Annotated in this window: 14 protein-coding genes; 6 read left to right on the plus strand and 8 right to left on the minus strand. The window is 70.6% G+C overall.

All coding sequences use genetic code 11. The features are described from left to right. Window positions 1-19: 19 nt before the first annotated feature. Window positions 20-1,003: a 2,3,4,5-tetrahydropyridine-2,6-dicarboxylate N-succinyltransferase gene (gene dapD, locus DEI89_RS06735; RefSeq protein WP_110903272.1), complete on the plus strand. Its 984-nt coding sequence runs from the start codon at window positions 20-22 to the stop codon at window positions 1,001-1,003. A 1,027-nt stretch (window positions 1,004-2,030) separates the two neighbouring features. On the opposite strand, the gene DEI89_RS06740 is transcribed toward dapD, so the two are convergent. From DEI89_RS06740 to typA, 7 genes are all read right to left on the minus strand, one after another. Continuing rightward, a complete protein-coding gene (locus tag DEI89_RS06740; protein WP_110903273.1) occupies window positions 2,031-3,329 on the minus strand; it encodes a citrate synthase in 1,299 nt (432 codons plus the stop codon). 179 nt (window positions 3,330-3,508) lie between these two features. After that, window positions 3,509-4,627, minus strand: a complete 1,119-nt coding sequence (gene dapC / locus DEI89_RS06745) for a succinyldiaminopimelate transaminase (protein WP_110903274.1) — start codon at window positions 4,625-4,627, stop codon at window positions 3,509-3,511. Between the two features lie 3 nt (window positions 4,628-4,630). Further along, complete coding sequence (gene fdxA / locus DEI89_RS06750) at window positions 4,631-4,945, minus strand: ferredoxin (RefSeq protein WP_110903275.1); 315 nt, start codon at window positions 4,943-4,945, stop codon at window positions 4,631-4,633. 39 nt (window positions 4,946-4,984) lie between these two features. Beyond that, a complete protein-coding gene (locus DEI89_RS06755; protein WP_110903276.1) occupies window positions 4,985-6,241 on the minus strand; it encodes a PIG-L family deacetylase in 1,257 nt (418 codons plus the stop codon). Between the two features lie 39 nt (window positions 6,242-6,280). Next, complete coding sequence (locus tag DEI89_RS06760) at window positions 6,281-6,829, minus strand: hypothetical protein (protein WP_110903277.1); 549 nt, start codon at window positions 6,827-6,829, stop codon at window positions 6,281-6,283. A 146-nt stretch (window positions 6,830-6,975) separates the two neighbouring features. After that, window positions 6,976-8,169: an amidohydrolase gene (locus DEI89_RS06765; protein WP_110903278.1), complete on the minus strand. Its 1,194-nt coding sequence runs from the start codon at window positions 8,167-8,169 to the stop codon at window positions 6,976-6,978. Window positions 8,170-8,262: 93 nt separating this feature from the next. Beyond that, window positions 8,263-10,185 (minus strand): translational GTPase TypA, encoded by a 1,923-nt coding sequence (gene typA, locus DEI89_RS06770; RefSeq protein ID WP_110903279.1) that lies wholly within the window; start codon window positions 10,183-10,185, stop codon window positions 8,263-8,265. Between the two features lie 193 nt (window positions 10,186-10,378). Between typA and DEI89_RS06775 the strand changes: the two genes are divergently transcribed. The 5 genes from DEI89_RS06775 (at window position 10,379) to DEI89_RS06800 (ending at window position 15,116) form a co-directional block, all read left to right on the plus strand. Beyond that, the gene (locus DEI89_RS06775) at window positions 10,379-11,128 is read left to right on the plus strand and encodes a CPBP family intramembrane glutamic endopeptidase (RefSeq protein WP_110903280.1); all 750 of its coding nucleotides are present in this window, start codon (window positions 10,379-10,381) and stop codon (window positions 11,126-11,128) included. A 121-nt stretch (window positions 11,129-11,249) separates the two neighbouring features. Next, entirely contained in the window at window positions 11,250-13,103 is a 1,854-nt protein-coding gene (locus DEI89_RS06780; protein WP_110903281.1) for an alpha/beta hydrolase, read from the plus strand. An 86-nt stretch (window positions 13,104-13,189) separates the two neighbouring features. Continuing rightward, complete coding sequence (locus DEI89_RS17610) at window positions 13,190-13,777, plus strand: hypothetical protein (protein WP_181421533.1); 588 nt, start codon at window positions 13,190-13,192, stop codon at window positions 13,775-13,777. 83 nt (window positions 13,778-13,860) lie between these two features. After that, a complete protein-coding gene (locus tag DEI89_RS06795) occupies window positions 13,861-14,448 on the plus strand; it encodes a hypothetical protein (protein WP_110903284.1) in 588 nt (195 codons plus the stop codon). Between the two features lie 80 nt (window positions 14,449-14,528). Next, window positions 14,529-15,116: a hypothetical protein gene (locus DEI89_RS06800; RefSeq protein ID WP_110903285.1), complete on the plus strand. Its 588-nt coding sequence runs from the start codon at window positions 14,529-14,531 to the stop codon at window positions 15,114-15,116. A gap of 66 nt (window positions 15,117-15,182) precedes the next feature. On the opposite strand, the gene DEI89_RS06805 is transcribed toward DEI89_RS06800, so the two are convergent. After that, window positions 15,183-17,426 (minus strand): ABC transporter ATP-binding protein, encoded by a 2,244-nt coding sequence (locus DEI89_RS06805; RefSeq protein ID WP_110903286.1) that lies wholly within the window; start codon window positions 17,424-17,426, stop codon window positions 15,183-15,185. Window positions 17,427-17,428 lie beyond the last annotated feature (2 nt).

The raw sequence follows: 17,428 nt of genomic DNA on the forward strand, positions 1-17,428 counted from the left end.
TGCTCGCTACCCTCGGAGGGTGACCGAGACGACCCCGCAGCCCGACACCTCCGACAACTCCCGCGCCTCGCACGCGTGGGGCCACGGCCTCGCGACGATCGCCTCTGACGGCACCGTGCTCGACACCTGGTTCCCGACGACGCACCTCGGCCGGGTGCCCACCGACGCGACCGTCCCCGACGAGCTCGTCGCGGCCGCCGGTGACGACCCGCGCCGTGACGTCCGGATCGAGACCGTCACCGTCGAGATCGCCATCGACGACGCGCCCGCGAGCACCCCGGACGCCTACCTCCGCCTGCACCTGCTCAGCCACCTGCACGTGCGGCCGAACGAGATCTCCCTCGACGGCGTCTTCGGCCACCTGCCGATCGTCGCGTGGACGAACGCCGGCCCGGTGCTCCCCGAGACGCTCGCCCGGCTGCGGCCGACCCTGCAGCGCGCCGGGATCGCCGTGCACGCGATCGACAAGTTCCCGCGGCTGGTCGACTACGTCGTGCCGGACCGCGTCCGCATCGGCGACGCCAACCGGGTCCGACTCGGCGCCCACCTGGCACCGGGCACCACCGTCATGCACGAGGGCTTCGTCAACTTCAACGCCGGCACCCTCGGCGAGGCGATGATCGAGGGACGTGTCTCGCAGGGCGTCGTCGTCGGCGAGGGCACCGACATCGGCGGCGGCGCGTCGATCATGGGCACGCTCTCCGGCGGTGGCACCCACCGCGTGCGGCTCGGAGCACGTGCCCTGCTCGGCGCGAACGCCGGGCTCGGGATCTCGCTCGGTGACGACTCCGTGGTCGAGTCCGGACTCTACGTCACCGCCGGCACGAAGGTCGTCCTGGTCGGCGCCGCACCGAACCCGGACGGCACACCCCGCACCGTGAAGGCCGTCGAGCTCTCGGACGCGCCGAACGTCCTGTTCCGCCGCAACTCCCTGACCGGGGCGGTCGAGGCGCTGCAGCGGAAGGGCGAGGGGATCCAGCTGAACACCGCGCTGCACGCCTGACACGCGCGTACCGGCGCGACCAGCCAGGAGGCCCGTCACCCGTCCGTCGGACGGGTGACGGGCCTCCACTGCGTCGCAGGGAGCTGCAGGTCACCGCGGAGGCGGGACCGGGACCGGGACCGGGCCCGGGCTCGGGCTCCGCTCGCTCTGGTCCTCGGCTCCGGTCCGCCGCCCAGTCCGGTCGGGTCCGGTCCGGTCGGCTCCGCCGCCCAGTCCGGTCCGCGCCGGTCCGCCGCCCCGGCGGCCACGCACGCGATCAGCCCGACGAACGGCTGAGCGGGCGGAACACCAGGCTGCGGCGACGGACGTCCACGGAGATCCGCCCGCTCGCAACCGAGGCGCCGGGGGCCGGTGCCGGTCCACGAGCACCGCACCGGGCCTCCAGGCCGTCGCACCACCCACCTGCTGGACCCGCACGTCCGACGAGCGGGCGGAACACCAGGCTGCGGCGACGGACGTCCGCGGAGTTCCGCCCGCTCGCGACCGGGGCACCGGGGGCCGGTGCCGGTCCACGAGCACCGCACCGGGCCTCCACGCCGTCGCCCGACCCACCCGCTGGACCCGCACGTCCGACGAGCGGGCGGAAGACCAGGGTGCTCTCGCGGAACAACCGCGCGTTTGCGCCCGCTCGCGCTCGCCCGAGCGGTCGACCCCGCTCGAGGCGCGGCGAAGAGCACTCCGGGGCGGCCGAGCGCGACGGGCCGAGCTCCGCCCGGGCGCGAACGGGCGGAACGCCAGGGTGGGCCGCCGCGTGACCGCACCGTTCCGCTCGCTCGGCGGCGGGAGGACGGGACGCGGACGGCGCGATCCACCCGGGCACGGCGCGGACACGCGCGTCGCCCGCGACACGCGGGACCCGCACGACGCGAGCGACCCGCCCGACCCGCTGGACCCGAAAGACCCGAACGCGGACGTGTGCGGACGTGTGCGGACATGCTTGGAGGCCCGGCGCCGGTCCACGAGACCGGCTCCGGGCCTCCAGGCGGTCACGCCCACCCCTCCGGAGGCGAGCGGACCGACGAGCGCGTCAGCGCTGCGGCACGTGCCGCTCCGGGTACCCCACGTACAGCTGCTGCGGGCGCCCGATCTTGTTCAGCGGGTCGTTGTTCAGTTCGCGCCACTGCGCGATCCAGCCGGGCAGCCGACCGATGGCGAACAGCACCGTGAACATCCGCGGCGGGAAGCCCATCGCCTTGTAGATGATGCCGGTGTAGAAGTCGACGTTCGGGTAGAGCTTGCGGCTGACGAAGTACTCGTCCTCGAGTGCGATCTGCTCGAGTTCCTTCGCGATGTCGAGCAGGTCGTCCTGCACGCCGAGTGCCTCGAGGACCTCGTCCGCGGACTCCTTGACGAGCTTCGCTCGGGGATCGTAGTTCTTGTAGACGCGGTGTCCGAAGCCCATGAGCTTCACCCCGCGCTCCTTGTTCTTCACCCGCTCGACGAAGCGCGTCACGGGCTCGCCGGAGTCCTTGATCTGCTGCAGCATCTCGAGGACGGCTTCGTTCGCGCCGCCGTGCAGCGGACCGTAGAGGGCGTTGATGCCGGCCGAGATCGACGCGAACATGTTCGCCTTGGTCGAGCCGACCAGCCGGACGGTCGAGGTGGAGGCGTTCTGCTCGTGGTCCTCGTGCAGGATGAGCAGTCGGTCGAGGGCCTTCGAGAGCACCGGGTTCGGCTCGTACGGCTCGGCCATCGTTCCGAAGTTCAGCCGCAGGAAGTTGTCGACGAAGGACAGGCTGTTGTCCGGGTAGAGGAACGCCTGACCAATCGCCTTCTTGTGCGCGTACGCGGCGATGACCGGGAGCTTGGCGAGGAGCCGGACGGTCTGCAGTTCGACCTTCTCGGGATCATCGACGTCCATGTCGTCCTCGTAGTACGTCGACAGGGCGCTGACCGCACTGGACAGCACGGACATCGGGTGCGCCGAGTGCGGCAGCGCGTCGAACAGGCGCCGGAGGTCCTCGTGCAACAGGGTGTGGCGGCGGATCCGGCTGTCGAACGCCTCGAGCTCACTCGGGGTCGGCAGCTCGCCGTAGATGAGGAGCCAGGCGACCTCGAGGAACGTGCAGTTCGCTGCGACCTCGGCGATCGGGTAGCCGCGGTAGCGGAGGATCCCCTGGTCGCCGTCGATGTACGTGATCGCGCTCTTGGTGGCCCCGGTGTTCACGAAGCCGTAGTCGAGCGTGTTCAGCCCGGTCTGCTTCTTGAGCGACGAGATGTCGATCGTGGAGGCGCCGTCGACGCTCTGCAGGATCGGGAACTCCGCCGTTCCCCCCGGGAACGTCAACGTGGCCGTCTCGGTCGCCTGTTCGGCACCGGGGCTCACGGGGACGGGCGTCGTGGGCGGTGTGGCCGTCTTCTGAGCGTCGTTGGCAGTGTCAGTCACGCTGGACAGCCTAATCGCGGCGACTGTCGCTCGGGTACATGCAGCGGCTCCGGAGTTGGTGTGGAACCACTGTTGCGCGGACGCGTCGCGGGTGGGCGGGTGTTCGTCCGGGAGGCCCGTCAGCCGTTCGCGACCCGGCCCGCGCTGGCGAGACGCTGGGCTGCGGCGGCGATCCGGTCGTCGGTCGCGGTCAGCGCGACGCGCACGTGTCGGGCGCCGGCCGCCCCGTAGAACGTGCCCGGGGCGACGAGGATGCCGTGCTCGGCGAGCCACGCGACGGTGTCGAGCGCGGGCTCGTCTCGGGTCGCCCAGAGGTACAGTCCGGCGCCGCTGGCGTCGATGCGGAAGCCGGCACGTTCGAATGCCGTCCGGAGCACGTTCCGCCGGTTGCGGTACCGGGTCTTCTGCTGTTGGACGTGCGTCTGGTCCTCGAGCGCGACGATCATCGCCTGCTGGACCGGCAGCGGCGGCATCATGCCGGTGTGCTTGCGGATCGCCAGGACGTCCGCGAGCAGGACCGGGTCGCCGGCGACGAAGGCTGCGCGGTAGCCGGCGAGGTTCGACTGCTTCGACAGCGAGTAGACGCTGAGGACACCGTCGAAGGAGTCCCCCACCACACGCGGGTCCAGGATCGTCGGCGTCGGCGTGGTGTCGTACGGCGCGTCCCAGCCGAGTTCGGCGTAGCACTCGTCACCGACGATGACGGCACCGAGTTCGCGGGCCCGGTCGACGGCGGCGCGGAGCTGCTCGATCGAGAGCACCCGCCCGTCCGGGTTGCCCGGGGAGTTCAGCCAGACGAGTTTCGTGCTGGACGGCCAGGTGGCGGGGTCGTCGGCGGCCAGGGCGTCGGCGCGTACGAGGGCTGCGCCGAGCTCGTAGGTCGGGTACGCCGCTTCCGGGAACACGACCGTGTCACCGGGGCCGAGGCCCAGCCAGAGCGCCAGTCCCGCGATGAACTCCTTCGACCCGATGGTCGGCAGGACGTGGTCGGCGGTCAGCTGGACGCCCTGCCGCCGGCCGTACCAGGCGGCGATGGCCTCGCGGAGGGCCGGGGTGCCGGCGACTTGCGGGTAGGCGTGCGCATCGGTGGCGTCGGCCAGCGCGCGACGGACGACGTCAGGCGTGGGGTCGACCGGCGAACCGACACTGAGGTCGACGATCCCGCCGTCGTACGCCGTGGCACGCTGCTTGTACACCGCGAGCTGGTCCCAGGGGAAGTCGGGCAGGTCGAGCGGCACGGGTCAGGCCCGCGGCTGCGCCATGACGACCGGGTGGTCAGCGTGGATGACGCCGACCTTGGCCGCACCGCCGGGCGAACCGATCTCGGAGAAGAACTCGACGTTGGCCTTGTAGTAGTCGGCCCACTGCTCGGGGAGGTCGTCCTCGTAGTAGATGGCCTCGACCGGGCAGACCGGCTCGCAGGCACCGCAGTCGACGCACTCGTCCGGGTGGATGTACAGCGACCGGTCGCCCTCGTAGATGCAGTCCACGGGGCATTCGTCGATGCACGCGCGGTCCTTGACGTCGACACAGGGCTGGGCGATCACGTAGGTCACGAGCGAGTGCTCCCTTCCGGGGGTTGAGCGACTGCCAGCCTACTCGTGCGGGGCTGCGACCACGGACCGCTCGCCGTCCGTCGGTCGCTGCCCGTCCGTCGGTCGCTGCCCGTCCGTCGGTCCCTGCGCACGGAGCCCGGTCAGGTCGGGCCAGGCGAGCACGAGCATGGCGACGACCGCCGGCCCGAACGTCCAGACGTAGCCCGCGGGGTTCGCCAGGACCAGCGGGGAGGTCGCTCCGGCCACGGCGACGAGCACCTGGGTGGCCAGGATGATCCCGATGCCGGCCGCAGCGACGAGCAGTCGCGATCGGTACAGCAGGCGGACGCCGACGACGATGCCGATCACGATGAGGGTGGTCAGGACCATGCCGATCGGCGCAGTGCTCCACGAGCCGATCTCGACGGTCTGCTGGTGCGTGATCGTGCCGAGGGCACCGACGAGGACGCCGACCACGGCGGCCACGACGACCGCGGTGGCCTTCCCCTGACCGGACATCTCGGCGTAGGTCTGCGGGGCGACGGGGACCGGGGGCGCGTCGTGGCGGAAGGCCTCGAGCGCCGGCACCTGGTGCCGGACGCCGTGCGGCATGACGTACGACAGCGACGAGGGGTCCTGCGGGTCGGCGGGGTCGACCGCGACCTGGCTGCGGTACTGCTCGAGTGCTGCCCGGACCCGGCCGCGCACCGGGCGCACGTCGACGGTGAGGTCCGCCAGCCCGGAGTCGGCGTCCACGATCATCGAGAACGGGACCTCCTCGGCCCTCGCCGCGTAGCGGGCGGCGGCGTGGATGCGGAGGTGGTCCGGGTGCCCGTAGCCGCCGTCGTCGCCGTAGCTGACCACCGCGTCGGCGCCGGTCGAGCGGATGGCGGCGCGGACGTCGTCGACGACCTCGCCCAGGTCCGCGCGGGTCAGCGAGTCCTCCGGAGCGTCACCGGCCGAGGTGGCGCGGCCGTCCGGACCCCACTGCATGCCCGAGTCCGTGTACCGCCGTGCCGGGAGGTCCGTGGGCCGGGCTCCTGGACCGCCGAGCCAGAGGTGCGCGGGGCCGCCCAGTGCTGCCAGCGCGGCGGCGATCTCGGTCTCACGGTGCGCGGCGACCCGGAGGCCGTCGCCGGCCATCGGGGCGAGCTCGCTCGTGAGCATCTCGCCGCGCTCCCCGCGGGTCGCCGTCAGGACGGTCACGTGGGCGCCGAGTTCGAGCAGCGTCGCGATGGTGCCGCCGGACGCGAGCGTCTCGTCGTCGGGGTGCGCGTGGACGAAGAGGACGCGCTCAGGGCGTGTGACCGTGGACATCGCCTGCAAGCGTACGGGACGCCGTCGGGCCGCCGGGTGTCAGCGGGGTGTGACGATGTAGGTCGCGGTGGCCCCGCCGCCGCTGTCGGTCGAGAACGTCACGACGACGCGGTGGTCGTCGCTCCGGAACAGACCGAAGGCACTCGAGGAGTCGGCCCGCTCGGCCGACTTCGTGAAGCCGGCGTCCGCCAGCTGCTGCGCTGCCCGGGCGAAGTCGTCGACCGAGGACGCGCGGACCTGCACGACCCACCCGGAGTCGGCGGGTCCCGCGCCACCGCCCAGCACGGTGCCGTCGACGAGCGGGACGGCCGAGGACGGGAAGCCCGCGGGCACCTGGCCGTCGCTCGTCACCTTCGTGCCCTTGAGGGCGGTGTCGAGCGCGCCGTCGATGCCGCCCGCGACCTTCGCCATGCCCTGCTGGATCGCGGCACCGTCGATGCCGTGCACGGTCCGGGACACGCTCGACGCCATCGAGGAACCGAGGTCCGTGGCCTGCGTCAGGCTCTCGGCCGAGCAGCCGCTCAGTCCGGCGAGGGCGACGCCGGCAGCGACGGCGGCGGTGAGGGAGGTGCGGATCGGGTGACGCATGCCGGTACCGTAACCGCCCCGATGCTGGACTGGTCGAGCATCGGCTGGGAGATCACCCGCACTGGGGGCACGAGCGCCAGGCACCCACGTCGGGCGAGTACGTCGGGCGAGTACGCCGGACAGGCGCACCGGGACAGGCGCGCTCGTCAGCCGAGCGACGCGCGGGCCGCGGCGACGAGGGCGTCGACCCCGACCGGGATCGCAGTATCGGCCTGCGGGGCGTAGAACGGCGAGTGGTTGCTCGGGACGTCCTCGCCGCGACGGAACAGTTCCGGGTCGGTGATGCCCGTGAACCAGTACACGATCGGTGCTCCGGCGGCGGTGGCGAGCTGTCCGACGTCCTCCGACGCCATCGCCAGGCCGGACTCCACGTCGACCGCGTGCGGCACGACGGCACGCACGGCCTCGAGGACGACCGCGGCCTGCTCGGCGTCGTTCACCAGGACGTCGGCACCCGGTGCGCGCTCGATCGTCGGGGCAGCCAGACCCCCGGCATCGCTCTCGGCCCGGACGATCCGCTCGATCGAGGCGACGATCCGCGCCCGGGTCTGCTCGTTGCGCGCCCGTGTGGAGATCTCGATGACCGCGGTGTCCGGGATGATGTTCGGTCGCGTCCCGGCGTGGAAGGAGCCCACCGTGACGACGCCGGCGTCGCTCGGCCCGACCTCGCGCGAGACGACCGTCTGCAGCCGGACCACCGCCGAGGCCGCCGTGACGATCGGGTCGAGAGACGCCTGTGGAGCGGAGCCGTGGGCGCCACGACCATTGAACGTCACGGTGAAGCGGTCGCTCGACGCCATCACGGCACCGGACCCCACGGCGACGACGCCGACCGGGGCCGGGGCCGAGTGCTGCCCGAGGACCACGGCGGGCGTCGGGAAGCGCTCCACGAGGCCGTCGTCGATCATCGCGCGGGCACCGGAGATGACCTCTTCCGCCGGCTGGAACACCGCGACGACGGTGCCGCTCCAGTCCGCGGTGGTCCCGACCAGACGCTCGAGTGCACCGAGCAGCCACGTCACGTGGATGTCGTGACCGCAGGCGTGCATGGTCGGGCCCTCGTTGCCGTCCTCGTCCGTCGCGCGGTCGGTGCTGGCGTAGGGCAGGCCGGTGCGCTCCTGCACGGGCAACCCGTCCATGTCGGCGCGGAGCCAGACGACCGGACCGTCACCGTTCTCGAGGACACCGACCACACCCGTCCCGCCGACGCCCGTGGTGACCGTGATGCCGCCGATCTCGGTCAGCCGGTCGACGACGACGCCCGCGGTGCGGTGCTCCTGGAAGCCGAGCTCCGGGTGGGCGTGCAGGTCCTGGTAGATCGAGAGCAGGTCGAGAGTCACCGGTCCACCGTATCTCCCGACGCCGACGGCCCGGCCACCTGCGAGCGGTGACCGGGCCGTGGGAGGGAGGACGGGCCTCCCGGGTGGTTCTGCTTACGCGTCCTGGCGCTTGAGGCGCGCGTAGGACCGCTGGCGAGCCGAAGCGTCCAGCTCGACCTTGCGGATGCGGACCGCGTCCGGGGTGACCTCGACGCACTCGTCCTCGCGGGCGAACTCGAGGCACTCCTCGAGCGACAGCTGCCGGGACGGCGTCATCGACTCGAAGGTGTCGGCGTTGGCCGACCGCATGTTGGTGAGCTTCTTCTCCTTGGTGATGTTCACGTCCATGTCGTCGGCACGCGAGTTCTCACCGATGACCATGCCCTCGTAGACCTCTTCTGTCGGGTTGACGAAGAACGACATCCGTTCCTGGAGGTTCGTGATGGCGAACGGGGTGACCACACCGGAGCGGTCGGAGACGATCGAGCCGTTGATGCGGGTCTGGATCGCGCCGGCCCACTCGTCGTAACCGTGGAAGATCGCGTTGGCGATGCCGGTGCCGCGGGTCTCCGTGAGGAAGGACGTGCGGAAGCCGATGAGGCCACGCGACGGGACGATGAACTCCATGCGGATCCAGCCGGTGCCGTGGTTCACCATGTTCTCCATGCGGCCCTTGCGGGCGGCCATGAGCTGGGTGATGGCGCCGAGGTGCTCCTCCGGCGTGTCGATCGTCATGTGCTCGTACGGCTCCTGCAGCTTGCCGTTCTCGTCACGCCTGGTGACGACCTGCGGCTTGCCGACGGTGAGCTCGAAGCCCTCACGACGCATCTGCTCGACCAGGATGGCGAGCGCGAGCTCACCACGGCCCTGGACTTCCCAGGCGTCCGGGCGGCCGATGTCGACGACCTTGAGCGAGACGTTGCCGACGAGTTCGCGGTCCAGGCGCTCCTTGACCATGCGGGCCGTGAGCTTGTGGCCCCTGACCTTGCCGACGAGCGGCGAGGTGTTGGTGCCGATCGTCATCGAGATCGCCGGGGCGTCGACCGTGATGGTCGGCAGCGGACGGACGTCCTCGGGGTCGGACAGGGTCTCACCGATGGTGATCGTGTCGAACCCGGCGACGGCGACGATGTCACCGGGGCCCGCGGACTCGGCCGGGAACCGGCTGAGCGCCTTGGTGATGAGGAGCTCGGTGATGCGGGCGTTGACGACGGTGCCGTCGTGCTTGACCCACGCGACCGTCTGGCCCTTCTTCATCTCGCCGTGGAAGATGCGCAGGAGCGCGAGGCGACCGAGGAACGGCGACGCGTCGAGGTTCGTGACGTGCGCCTGCAGCGGGTGCTCGTCGTCGTACGTCGGGGCCGGGACGTGCTGGAGGATCGCTTCGAAGAGCGGCTCGAGGTCGTCGTTGTCGGGCAGCGTGCCGTCTTCGGGCTTGTTGCGCGACGCGGCACCGTTGCGGCCGGAGGCGTAGACCACCGGCACGTCGAGGATCGCGTCGAGGTCGAGGTCGTCGACCTCGTCCGACATGTCGGAGGCGAGCCCGAGGAGCAGGTCCTGGCTCTCCGAGACGACCTCGTCGATGCGCGAGTCCGGACGGTCCGTCTTGTTGACGAGCAGGATCACCGGGAGCTTGGCGGCGAGCGCCTTGCGGAGCACGAAGCGCGTCTGGGGCAGCGGGCCCTCGGACGCGTCGACGAGCAGGACGACACCGTCCACCATGGAGAGGCCGCGCTCGACCTCACCACCGAAGTCGGCGTGGCCCGGGGTGTCGATCACGTTGATCGTGATGCGGCCGCCCGGGTTGAACTCCTCGGCGTGCTTCCCGTTGTAGAGCACCGAGGTGTTCTTCGCGAGGATGGTGATGCCCTTCTCGCGCTCGAGGTCGTTCGAGTCCATCATGCGGTCTTCGCCCTCGAAGTGGGCGTCGAACGAGTTGGTCTGCGTCAGCATCGCGTCGACGAGGGTGGTCTTGCCGTGGTCGACGTGTGCCACGATGGCGACGTTGCGCAGGTCGGACCGAGTGGCGAGCGCCATACAGGACATCCTTTTGTGTTCGGAAGATGATCGGGCGAGTGCCCGGGGTTCGGGCCGGTCCCGAAGGGTTCTCAGGCTCGTCCCGAAGGGATTCGGAACCGGCCCGAGGGTGCGGGACGGTGCCCGACGGATTTCGGGACCATGCCCGACTCGCCAGTCTACCGGTAGTTGGCAAGCAGAGGGAGTACAGCGTATGAGCCGTCGGCGAACGTGGACCGAGATCACCGTCGTCCTCATGCTCTCACTGGGCGCCAGCGCGCTCTACTCGGTGCTGCAGATCATCGACGACCTGTCGCAGACGACGCCGCTCGGACAGCAGTCCACGGCGCTCAACACCTCGACGACGACCGTGCAGTACGTGGACCTCGCGCGCCAGCTCCTGGGGATCGCGGTCGACCTGGCGCCCGTGGCACTGGTCTGCATGCTGCTGTGGAGCAGCTCGCGTCCGCACCTCGGCCGGCTCGGCATCGACCGCTTCCGGGTCCGCCCTGACCTCGGCGGTGCGGCCCTGATCGCGCTCTGCATCGGCGTCCCGGGCCTCGCGCTGTACTTCACGGGCCGCGCCCTCGGGATCACCGTCGCCGTCGACCCGGCCGCCCTCGGGTCGTACTGGTGGACGATCCCGGTGCTCCTGCTGTCGGCCGTCCGATCGGGCCTGCAGGAAGAGGTGATCGTCGTCGGCTACCTGTACGCACGCCTCGGCGATCTCGAGTGGGGGCGGTGGCAGGTCATCCTGTCCACCGCGGTCCTCCGCGGGAGCTACCACCTGTACCAGGGCTTCGGCGCGTTCATCGGCAACGCGGTGATGGGCATCGTCTTCGGCTGGATCTACACGCGGTGGGGACGGCTGCTCCCCCTCGTGATCACGCACGTGCTCCTCGACGCCACCGTGTTCGTCGGCTACCCGTTCGTCGCACGGGCCTTCCCGGGGCTCTTCTCGTGACGCGACGTCGCTTCCTCGGTCGTCCTCGACGGGACTGTTCTCCACAGGAATGCGCTCGCTTGTCGCGCTGACCTCCTGAAATGCTACGTTCCACACATTGCACCGAGCGATGTGGGGAGCGATGGGGATCGAGTTCGACGACGTGGCCGCGTCACGGCTGCTCACCTGCCTGACGGACGCGGCGCTGGGCCTCCGGGCGAGCGGTGCCGGCCGGCGTGCCAGCGCCGAGACGGCACTGCACGACTTCCACGGTGCGTACGCGCGCCTGTTCGAGGCGGCCCGGACGATCGAGTCGGAGGACCGGGTCCGGTTGACGAGGGCGCTCGAGGACCTCGCCGTCCAGCTGCACGTCGTCAACCGTCAGGCGGACGAGGAGCGCCGGCGACAGGAGGCTCGTGCCGCGTGGCAGGAGCGCGAACGGGAACGGGACCGGGCCCTCCTCACCGTCGGAGCCCCGCTGCGGCCGACACTGGACTGGTCCAGCTGTCTCTGGGACCCGGAGCCGGCGGACACCCCGGTCCGTCCGACACCGCTGACGGCGTCGTTCCGTGCGCGTACCCGGCCGCGGAGCAGCGGCGGCGGCGGGAGTGGCGCGGGTGGTCCGAGCGGTGCGGGCGGCCGGAGCGGTGCCGACCCGCGGCGCCTCCGCGAGTTCAGCGACTCGGCTCATGTGCAGGACGCGCCCACCGAACAGGACCTGACACGGGTCCGGAACGCGTGGGCGGGCTTCACCAGTCGGTGCAGTTGGGTTCCGGTCGACGAGGCCACCCTGGTCGTCGGGTTCGGGGACTACCTGGCCGAGAACGCCGAGGACGCAGCATGGGCGGCACGCATCGCAGACGCGTTCGCCGCCGCGGGTGGTCGCGTGTCCCTGGCGAACGGGACCCTCGACGTCGCCGGCACGTCGACCATGCCCGCGGCACTCCGACGAGCACTGGACCCGTCGGCGACGCCGGCCGAGGTCGCAGCGGCCTGGCGGGGACTCGGGCTGTCGGAACACGACCTCCGCGCGCTCCCCCTGGCGACGAAGCTGCAGATCGCGAACCTCGACGGTGTCCCGGCTGCGGCGCGGGACATCGCCTCGCGCGCGGTCCTGACCGCCGCGCTGGCGAACCCGGAGCGGGTGTACCGGATGCTCGGGCTGCCGTACACCTACGGGGCGGTGGGGATGGACGAGTTCCGTCGGCAGGTGGCGGCGTTGTGGAAGGGGGTACGGCGGGCGGATCGACTGGCGCAGGGACTCGACGCGCCGTCCGCGGCCGTGGCGCAACTCGTCGGGTTCGGAGCGTCGGACGGGGCACTCGTCTCTGCGGTGTCGCTCGGGGACCTCGACACGGCGTCGAACGTCACGGTGAACGTACCGGGTGCGACGACCACGCTCGACAGCGCGGATGAGAAGGTCCGCGCCGCCAACGGCGTGGTACGCCGAGCGATGCGACTCACCCCCTCGTCGACCTTCGCCTTCGTCTCCTGGTTCGGTTACCGGGCACCAGCGGCCATCGAGGTGCCTTCCCAGCAGCGTGCGGTTGCGGGCGGGGCCGAGCTCACGTCCTTCCTCGATGGTGTCCGCGACAGCCGGAACGGCAACGGCCCTCGCCGTCTGACGGTGCTCGGACACTCCTACGGGTCTGCGGTCGCTGTCGAAGCGACCGCCCAGACGCGGTACCGGATCGATGCCGTCGTCACGTACGGGTCCGTGGGGCTCACCAACGACACGAAGCCCGAGCACCTCAACGTCGGCGAGGTCTTCGCCACGGAGGGTGAGCAGGACCACACGGCCCGCTTCGGGAGGATCGGTCGGACCGACCCGCGTGCACTGCCCAGTGTGCACGTCTTCTCGGCGGAGGCAGGGCCGGAAACGAACGCGGTCACTGGTCACGACATGTACCCGCCGCGGGGCGTGGGGTACCTGTCGCCGGGAGCCACATCACAGCGGCACATCGCCGAGATCATCGCAACGGGGAGGCCGGATTGAAGACGTCGACCAGGACAGTCGGCACGATCAGTGCCGTCCTCCTGACAGTCGGGCTGACCGCCGGGTGCACGTCCGGAGAGGGAACCGTGGACGAAGACGCAGGAGCACGCACGCAGCAGGAGGTCGCCACGCTCTCCTTGCGTGAGGAGTTCGACCGCTACCGCGAGCAGTACCGGAAGATGCAGGAGGTGCTCGCCGATGCGCAGCGACAGCTGTACGAGGGAGCGTGGCGATGGAACGGCGGGGACGACATCCCACAGATCGGCGGCGACGGGACGCGCCCGCTGGCCGGCGCGGACACGCACAACACCTACGCCCTGACCTCGAGTCGCTCGTACGACCCTGAAGGCGCCGAGGGGGCCAGGTCTGACCTCGACCCCATGATCGACTACTTCACCGCGAACAGTTGGAGCTTCCACGTCGAACGGGTCGGTCGTACCTACTACCTCGACGGCTTCACCGACGACGGCTGGCGTATCGAGTACCTCGTTCAACAGAGCGGTCATTACTCGCTCACGGTCTACAGCGACCTGTTCTGGACGAACGACGCTGACGCCCTGTCCGAAGCTGTGGGCGGCCGCGCCGGAGGACGTCACCCCGCCTACTCCAGACCCGGCGAGTACCCCGATCCGCCGACATGGGACTCCCCGATCATCAGCCCTCCCAAGATCTGACGATGCGACACCGGATTCGACTCGGGGTGATCGCCTCGACCGTTCTCGGGCTACTGGGCGGTTGCGCGTCGGGCGGAACAGAGATGCTGAAGGACGCCGCCGGACTCACCCAGGAACAGGTCCGAGAGCTGACGCTCCACCAGGAGTACGACCGCTACCGCGACCACTACGAACACATGCAACGGCTGCTCGAGGGAGCGCAACTCGCCGTCCACGATGGCGAATGGGAATGGGTCGCCGGCGACGGGATCCCTGGGATCGGCGGCGACGGGGTCGCGCCCCTGCCCGGAGCAGACACGAAGAACAGCTACTTCCTCACTTCTGGCCGCATCTGGATGCCGCCCGGCGCCACCGGCGCGCAGCGCGACCTCGACCCCATGATCGAGTACTTCGAACACCAGGGGTGGGCGATCGACCAACGCGCGATCTCCGACAGCTACGAAGTCTGGGCCAACACCGGCGACGGATGGCAGATCAACTACAGCCTCCGCACCAACGGGCGGTACTCCCTCGACGTCTACAGCGAACTGTTCTGGACCAACGACGCGCTCGACCTGTCGACGGCTGTGTACGGCAGGTCTGCGCTGCAGTGGCCGGACGACTCCGTCCCGGGCGAACACCCCGTCCCGCCATCATGGGAGTCGCCCATCATCAACCAGCCCGAGATCTGACGATGCGCCACCGATCGGGGCTCGTAGCCGTCGCTCTGACCGTGCTCGGGTTGGCCGGTTGCGCGGCGAGGGGGCCAGAAATGCCGAAGGACGCCGCCGGACTCACTCAGGAACAGGTCCACGCGATGACACTCCATGAGGAGTTCGATCGGTACCGCGACCGCTACGACCACATGCAGCGGCTGCTCGCGGGGGCGCAGCTCGCTGTCCACGGCGGCGAGTGGCACTGGAACGGCGGAGACGACATCCCCCAGATCGGCGGCGACGGCATGGCACCGTTGCCCGGCGCGGACACGCACAACACCTACGCACTGACCTCGAGTCGCTCGTACGACCCCGAAGGCGCAGAGGGAGCCGAGTCAGATCTCAACCCGATGCTCGACTACTTCGCCGCGAACAACTGGAGCTCCCACGTCGAACGGGTCGGGCCTACCTACTACCTCGACGGTTTCACCAACGACGGCTGGCATGTCGAGTACCTCGTCCAACGGAGTGGTCATTACTCGCTGACGGTCTACAGCGACCTGTTCTGGACCAACGACGACGATGCCCTCTCGGAAGCAGTCGGGAGCCGTGCCGCCGGACTGCACCCCCGGAGTTCGAGGCCCGGCGAGTACCCCGATCCGCCGACGTGGGACTCCCCCGTCATCAGCCCTCCGAAGATCTGAGCCGCACCACGAGACGGACGGGAGGCGGTTCGCACGTCGTGTGCACCGCCTCCCGTCATCCCACGGCTAAGCCGCGATCGACGGGACCTTCTCCGGGTAGTGGCACGCCGCGCGGTGGTCGACGTCCTCGCCGCGGCGGGGCGCCTTCTCGGGCGACTCCTGCTCGCAACGGCGGCGCTCCTCCTCCGGGAGGATCGCGTAGAGCGGGCAGCGTGACCGGAACCGGCAGCCGGTCGGTCGCTCGGTCGGACTGGGTGGGTCGCCCGGCAGCAGGATCGTCGTGCGGGACCGCTCGATGACGGGGTCCGGCACCGGCACGGCGGACATGAGCGCTGCCGTGTAGGGGTGCATCGGGCGTTCGAAGACCTCGTCGACGGCACCCTCCTCGACCGTGCGGCCGAGGTACATCACGCTGACCCGGTCGGCGACGTGCCGGATGACGGAGAGGTCGTGCGAGACGAACAGGTACGAGAGCCCGAGGCGTGCCTTGAGTTCGGCGAGCAGGTTGAGCACGCCAGCCTGGATCGACACGTCGAGGGCGGAGACCGGCTCGTCGAGGACGACGAGGTCCGGCTCCACCGCGAGTGCACGTGCGATGGAGATGCGCTGCCGCTGTCCGCCGGAGAACTCGTGCGGGTAACGGTCTGCCTCGGCGGCATGCAGCCCGACCAGGCCGAGCAGTTCGGGCACCCGTTCGTCGATGCGGGACGCCGGCGCACCGATCGCTCGGAGCGGTTCCGCGACGACGTCGAACACCGACATGCGCGGGTCGAGGCTGGCGGACGGGTCCTGGAACACCATCGAGATGCGCTGACGCAGTGCCCGTGTGCCGGCTGCACCGCGGGCGGTGGCGTCGGCGAGTGATTCGCCGAACAGTTCGACGGTTCCCGCTTCGGGACGCTCGAGGTCCATCAGCTGGTGCAGGGTCGTCGACTTGCCGGAGCCGGACTCGCCGACGAGGCCGAGGGTCTCACCGCGGTGGATGTCGAGGTCCACTCCGTCGACGGCGTAGACGTCGCCGACCTTCCGACGGAACACGGCGCCCTTGACGAGCGGGAACGTCTTGGTGAGCCCTTCGACGTGCACGACGGGCTCACGGTCGGTGCGCGACGCCTCGACCGCGGCGGCGTGCTCGGGGACGACGGGCAGGGCGAAGATCCGGCCGGCATCCGCGTGGGCGGCGGCGACCTCGGCGGTGCGGTGGCATGCGGCGGTGTGACCGGAAGCGTGCAGTGGACGGGACACGCTGGCAGCCGAGGGCGTGGCGGTGCTCGCGGTGGTCTCGTCCGCATCCGCCCGGGTACCGACGGCGGCGGCGTCGACGGCTGCGATGCCGATGCCCACCGGCGGAGCGAGGGCCGGCTCGGTCGACCGGCAGACCTCGCTGACCAGGGGGCAACGAGCCGCGAAGGGGCAGGCGTCCGGCAGGTCGATGAGCGAGGGCGGCGACCCGGGGATCGGCACGAGCGGCGACCGGTCGGTGGCGTCGAGCCGCGGGAGCGCCCCGATGAGTCCGATCGTGTACGGCATGCGCGGACGGGCGAACAGCTCTTCGGCGGTCGCTGTCTCGACGATCCGGCCGGCGTACATCACGGCGATCCGGTCGGCGATGCCCGCGATGACCCCGAGGTCGTGGCTGACGAACACCAGCGCCGCACCCGTCTCGCGCTGGGCGGTCCGGAGCACCTCGATGATCTGCGCCTGGATCGTGACGTCGAGCGCCGTGGTGGGCTCGTCCGCCAGGATCACGTCGGGGTCGTTCGCCATCGCCATCGCGATCATCGCGCGCTGCCGCATGCCGCCGGAGAACTCGTGCGGGAAGGCGTCGACGCGGCGGGCGGGCTCGGGGATCCCGACGAGTTCGAGGAGCTCGATCGCACGGGCACGGGCCTCCGCCTTCGAGGCACCGCGGTGCAGGCGGACGGTCTCGGCGATCTGGTCACCGATCGTGTACACCGGTGTGAACGCGGACAGCGGGTCCTGGAAGACCATCGCGACCTTGTCGCCACGAAGCCGGCTCATCTGCTTGTCCGAGCGGCCGAGGAGTTCCTCGCCGTCGAGTTCGACGGAGCCGGTCACCTTCGTCGTCTCGGGCAGCAGTCCGAGGACGGCCATGCTCGTCACCGACTTGCCGGACCCGGACTCCCCGACGATGCCGAGGACCTCGCCGCGTCGGAGTTCCAGGTCGACCCCGCGGACCGCGTGCACGGTCCCCCGCGGCGTCGGGAAGCGGACGTGCAGGTCACGGACCCGCAGGATCGGCTCAGTGGTCGTCGGCGTCGCGGCCGACCCGTTCGTGATGGTGCTCATGC

The sequence above is a fragment of the Curtobacterium sp. MCBD17_030 genome (genome assembly GCF_003224255.1).
Taxonomy (GTDB): Bacteria; Actinomycetota; Actinomycetes; order Actinomycetales; family Microbacteriaceae; genus Curtobacterium.

Coding starts and splice junctions, on each gene's coding strand:
- DEI89_RS06755 (WP_110903276.1), bottom strand. CDS start 6,241: ATGTCCACGGTCACACGCCCTGAGCGCGTCCTCTTCGTCCACGCGCAC.
- DEI89_RS06760 (WP_110903277.1), bottom strand. CDS start 6,829: ATGCGTCACCCGATCCGCACCTCCCTCACCGCCGCCGTCGCTGCCGGC.
- typA (WP_110903279.1), bottom strand. CDS start 10,185: ATGGCGCTCGCCACTCGGTCCGACCTGCGCAACGTCGCCATCGTGGCA.
- DEI89_RS06775 (WP_110903280.1), top strand. CDS start 10,379: ATGAGCCGTCGGCGAACGTGGACCGAGATCACCGTCGTCCTCATGCTC.
- DEI89_RS06780 (WP_110903281.1), top strand. CDS start 11,250: ATGGGGATCGAGTTCGACGACGTGGCCGCGTCACGGCTGCTCACCTGC.
- DEI89_RS06795 (WP_110903284.1), top strand. CDS start 13,861: ATGCTGAAGGACGCCGCCGGACTCACCCAGGAACAGGTCCGAGAGCTG.
- DEI89_RS06800 (WP_110903285.1), top strand. CDS start 14,529: ATGCCGAAGGACGCCGCCGGACTCACTCAGGAACAGGTCCACGCGATG.
- DEI89_RS06805 (WP_110903286.1), bottom strand. CDS start 17,426: ATGAGCACCATCACGAACGGGTCGGCCGCGACGCCGACGACCACTGAG.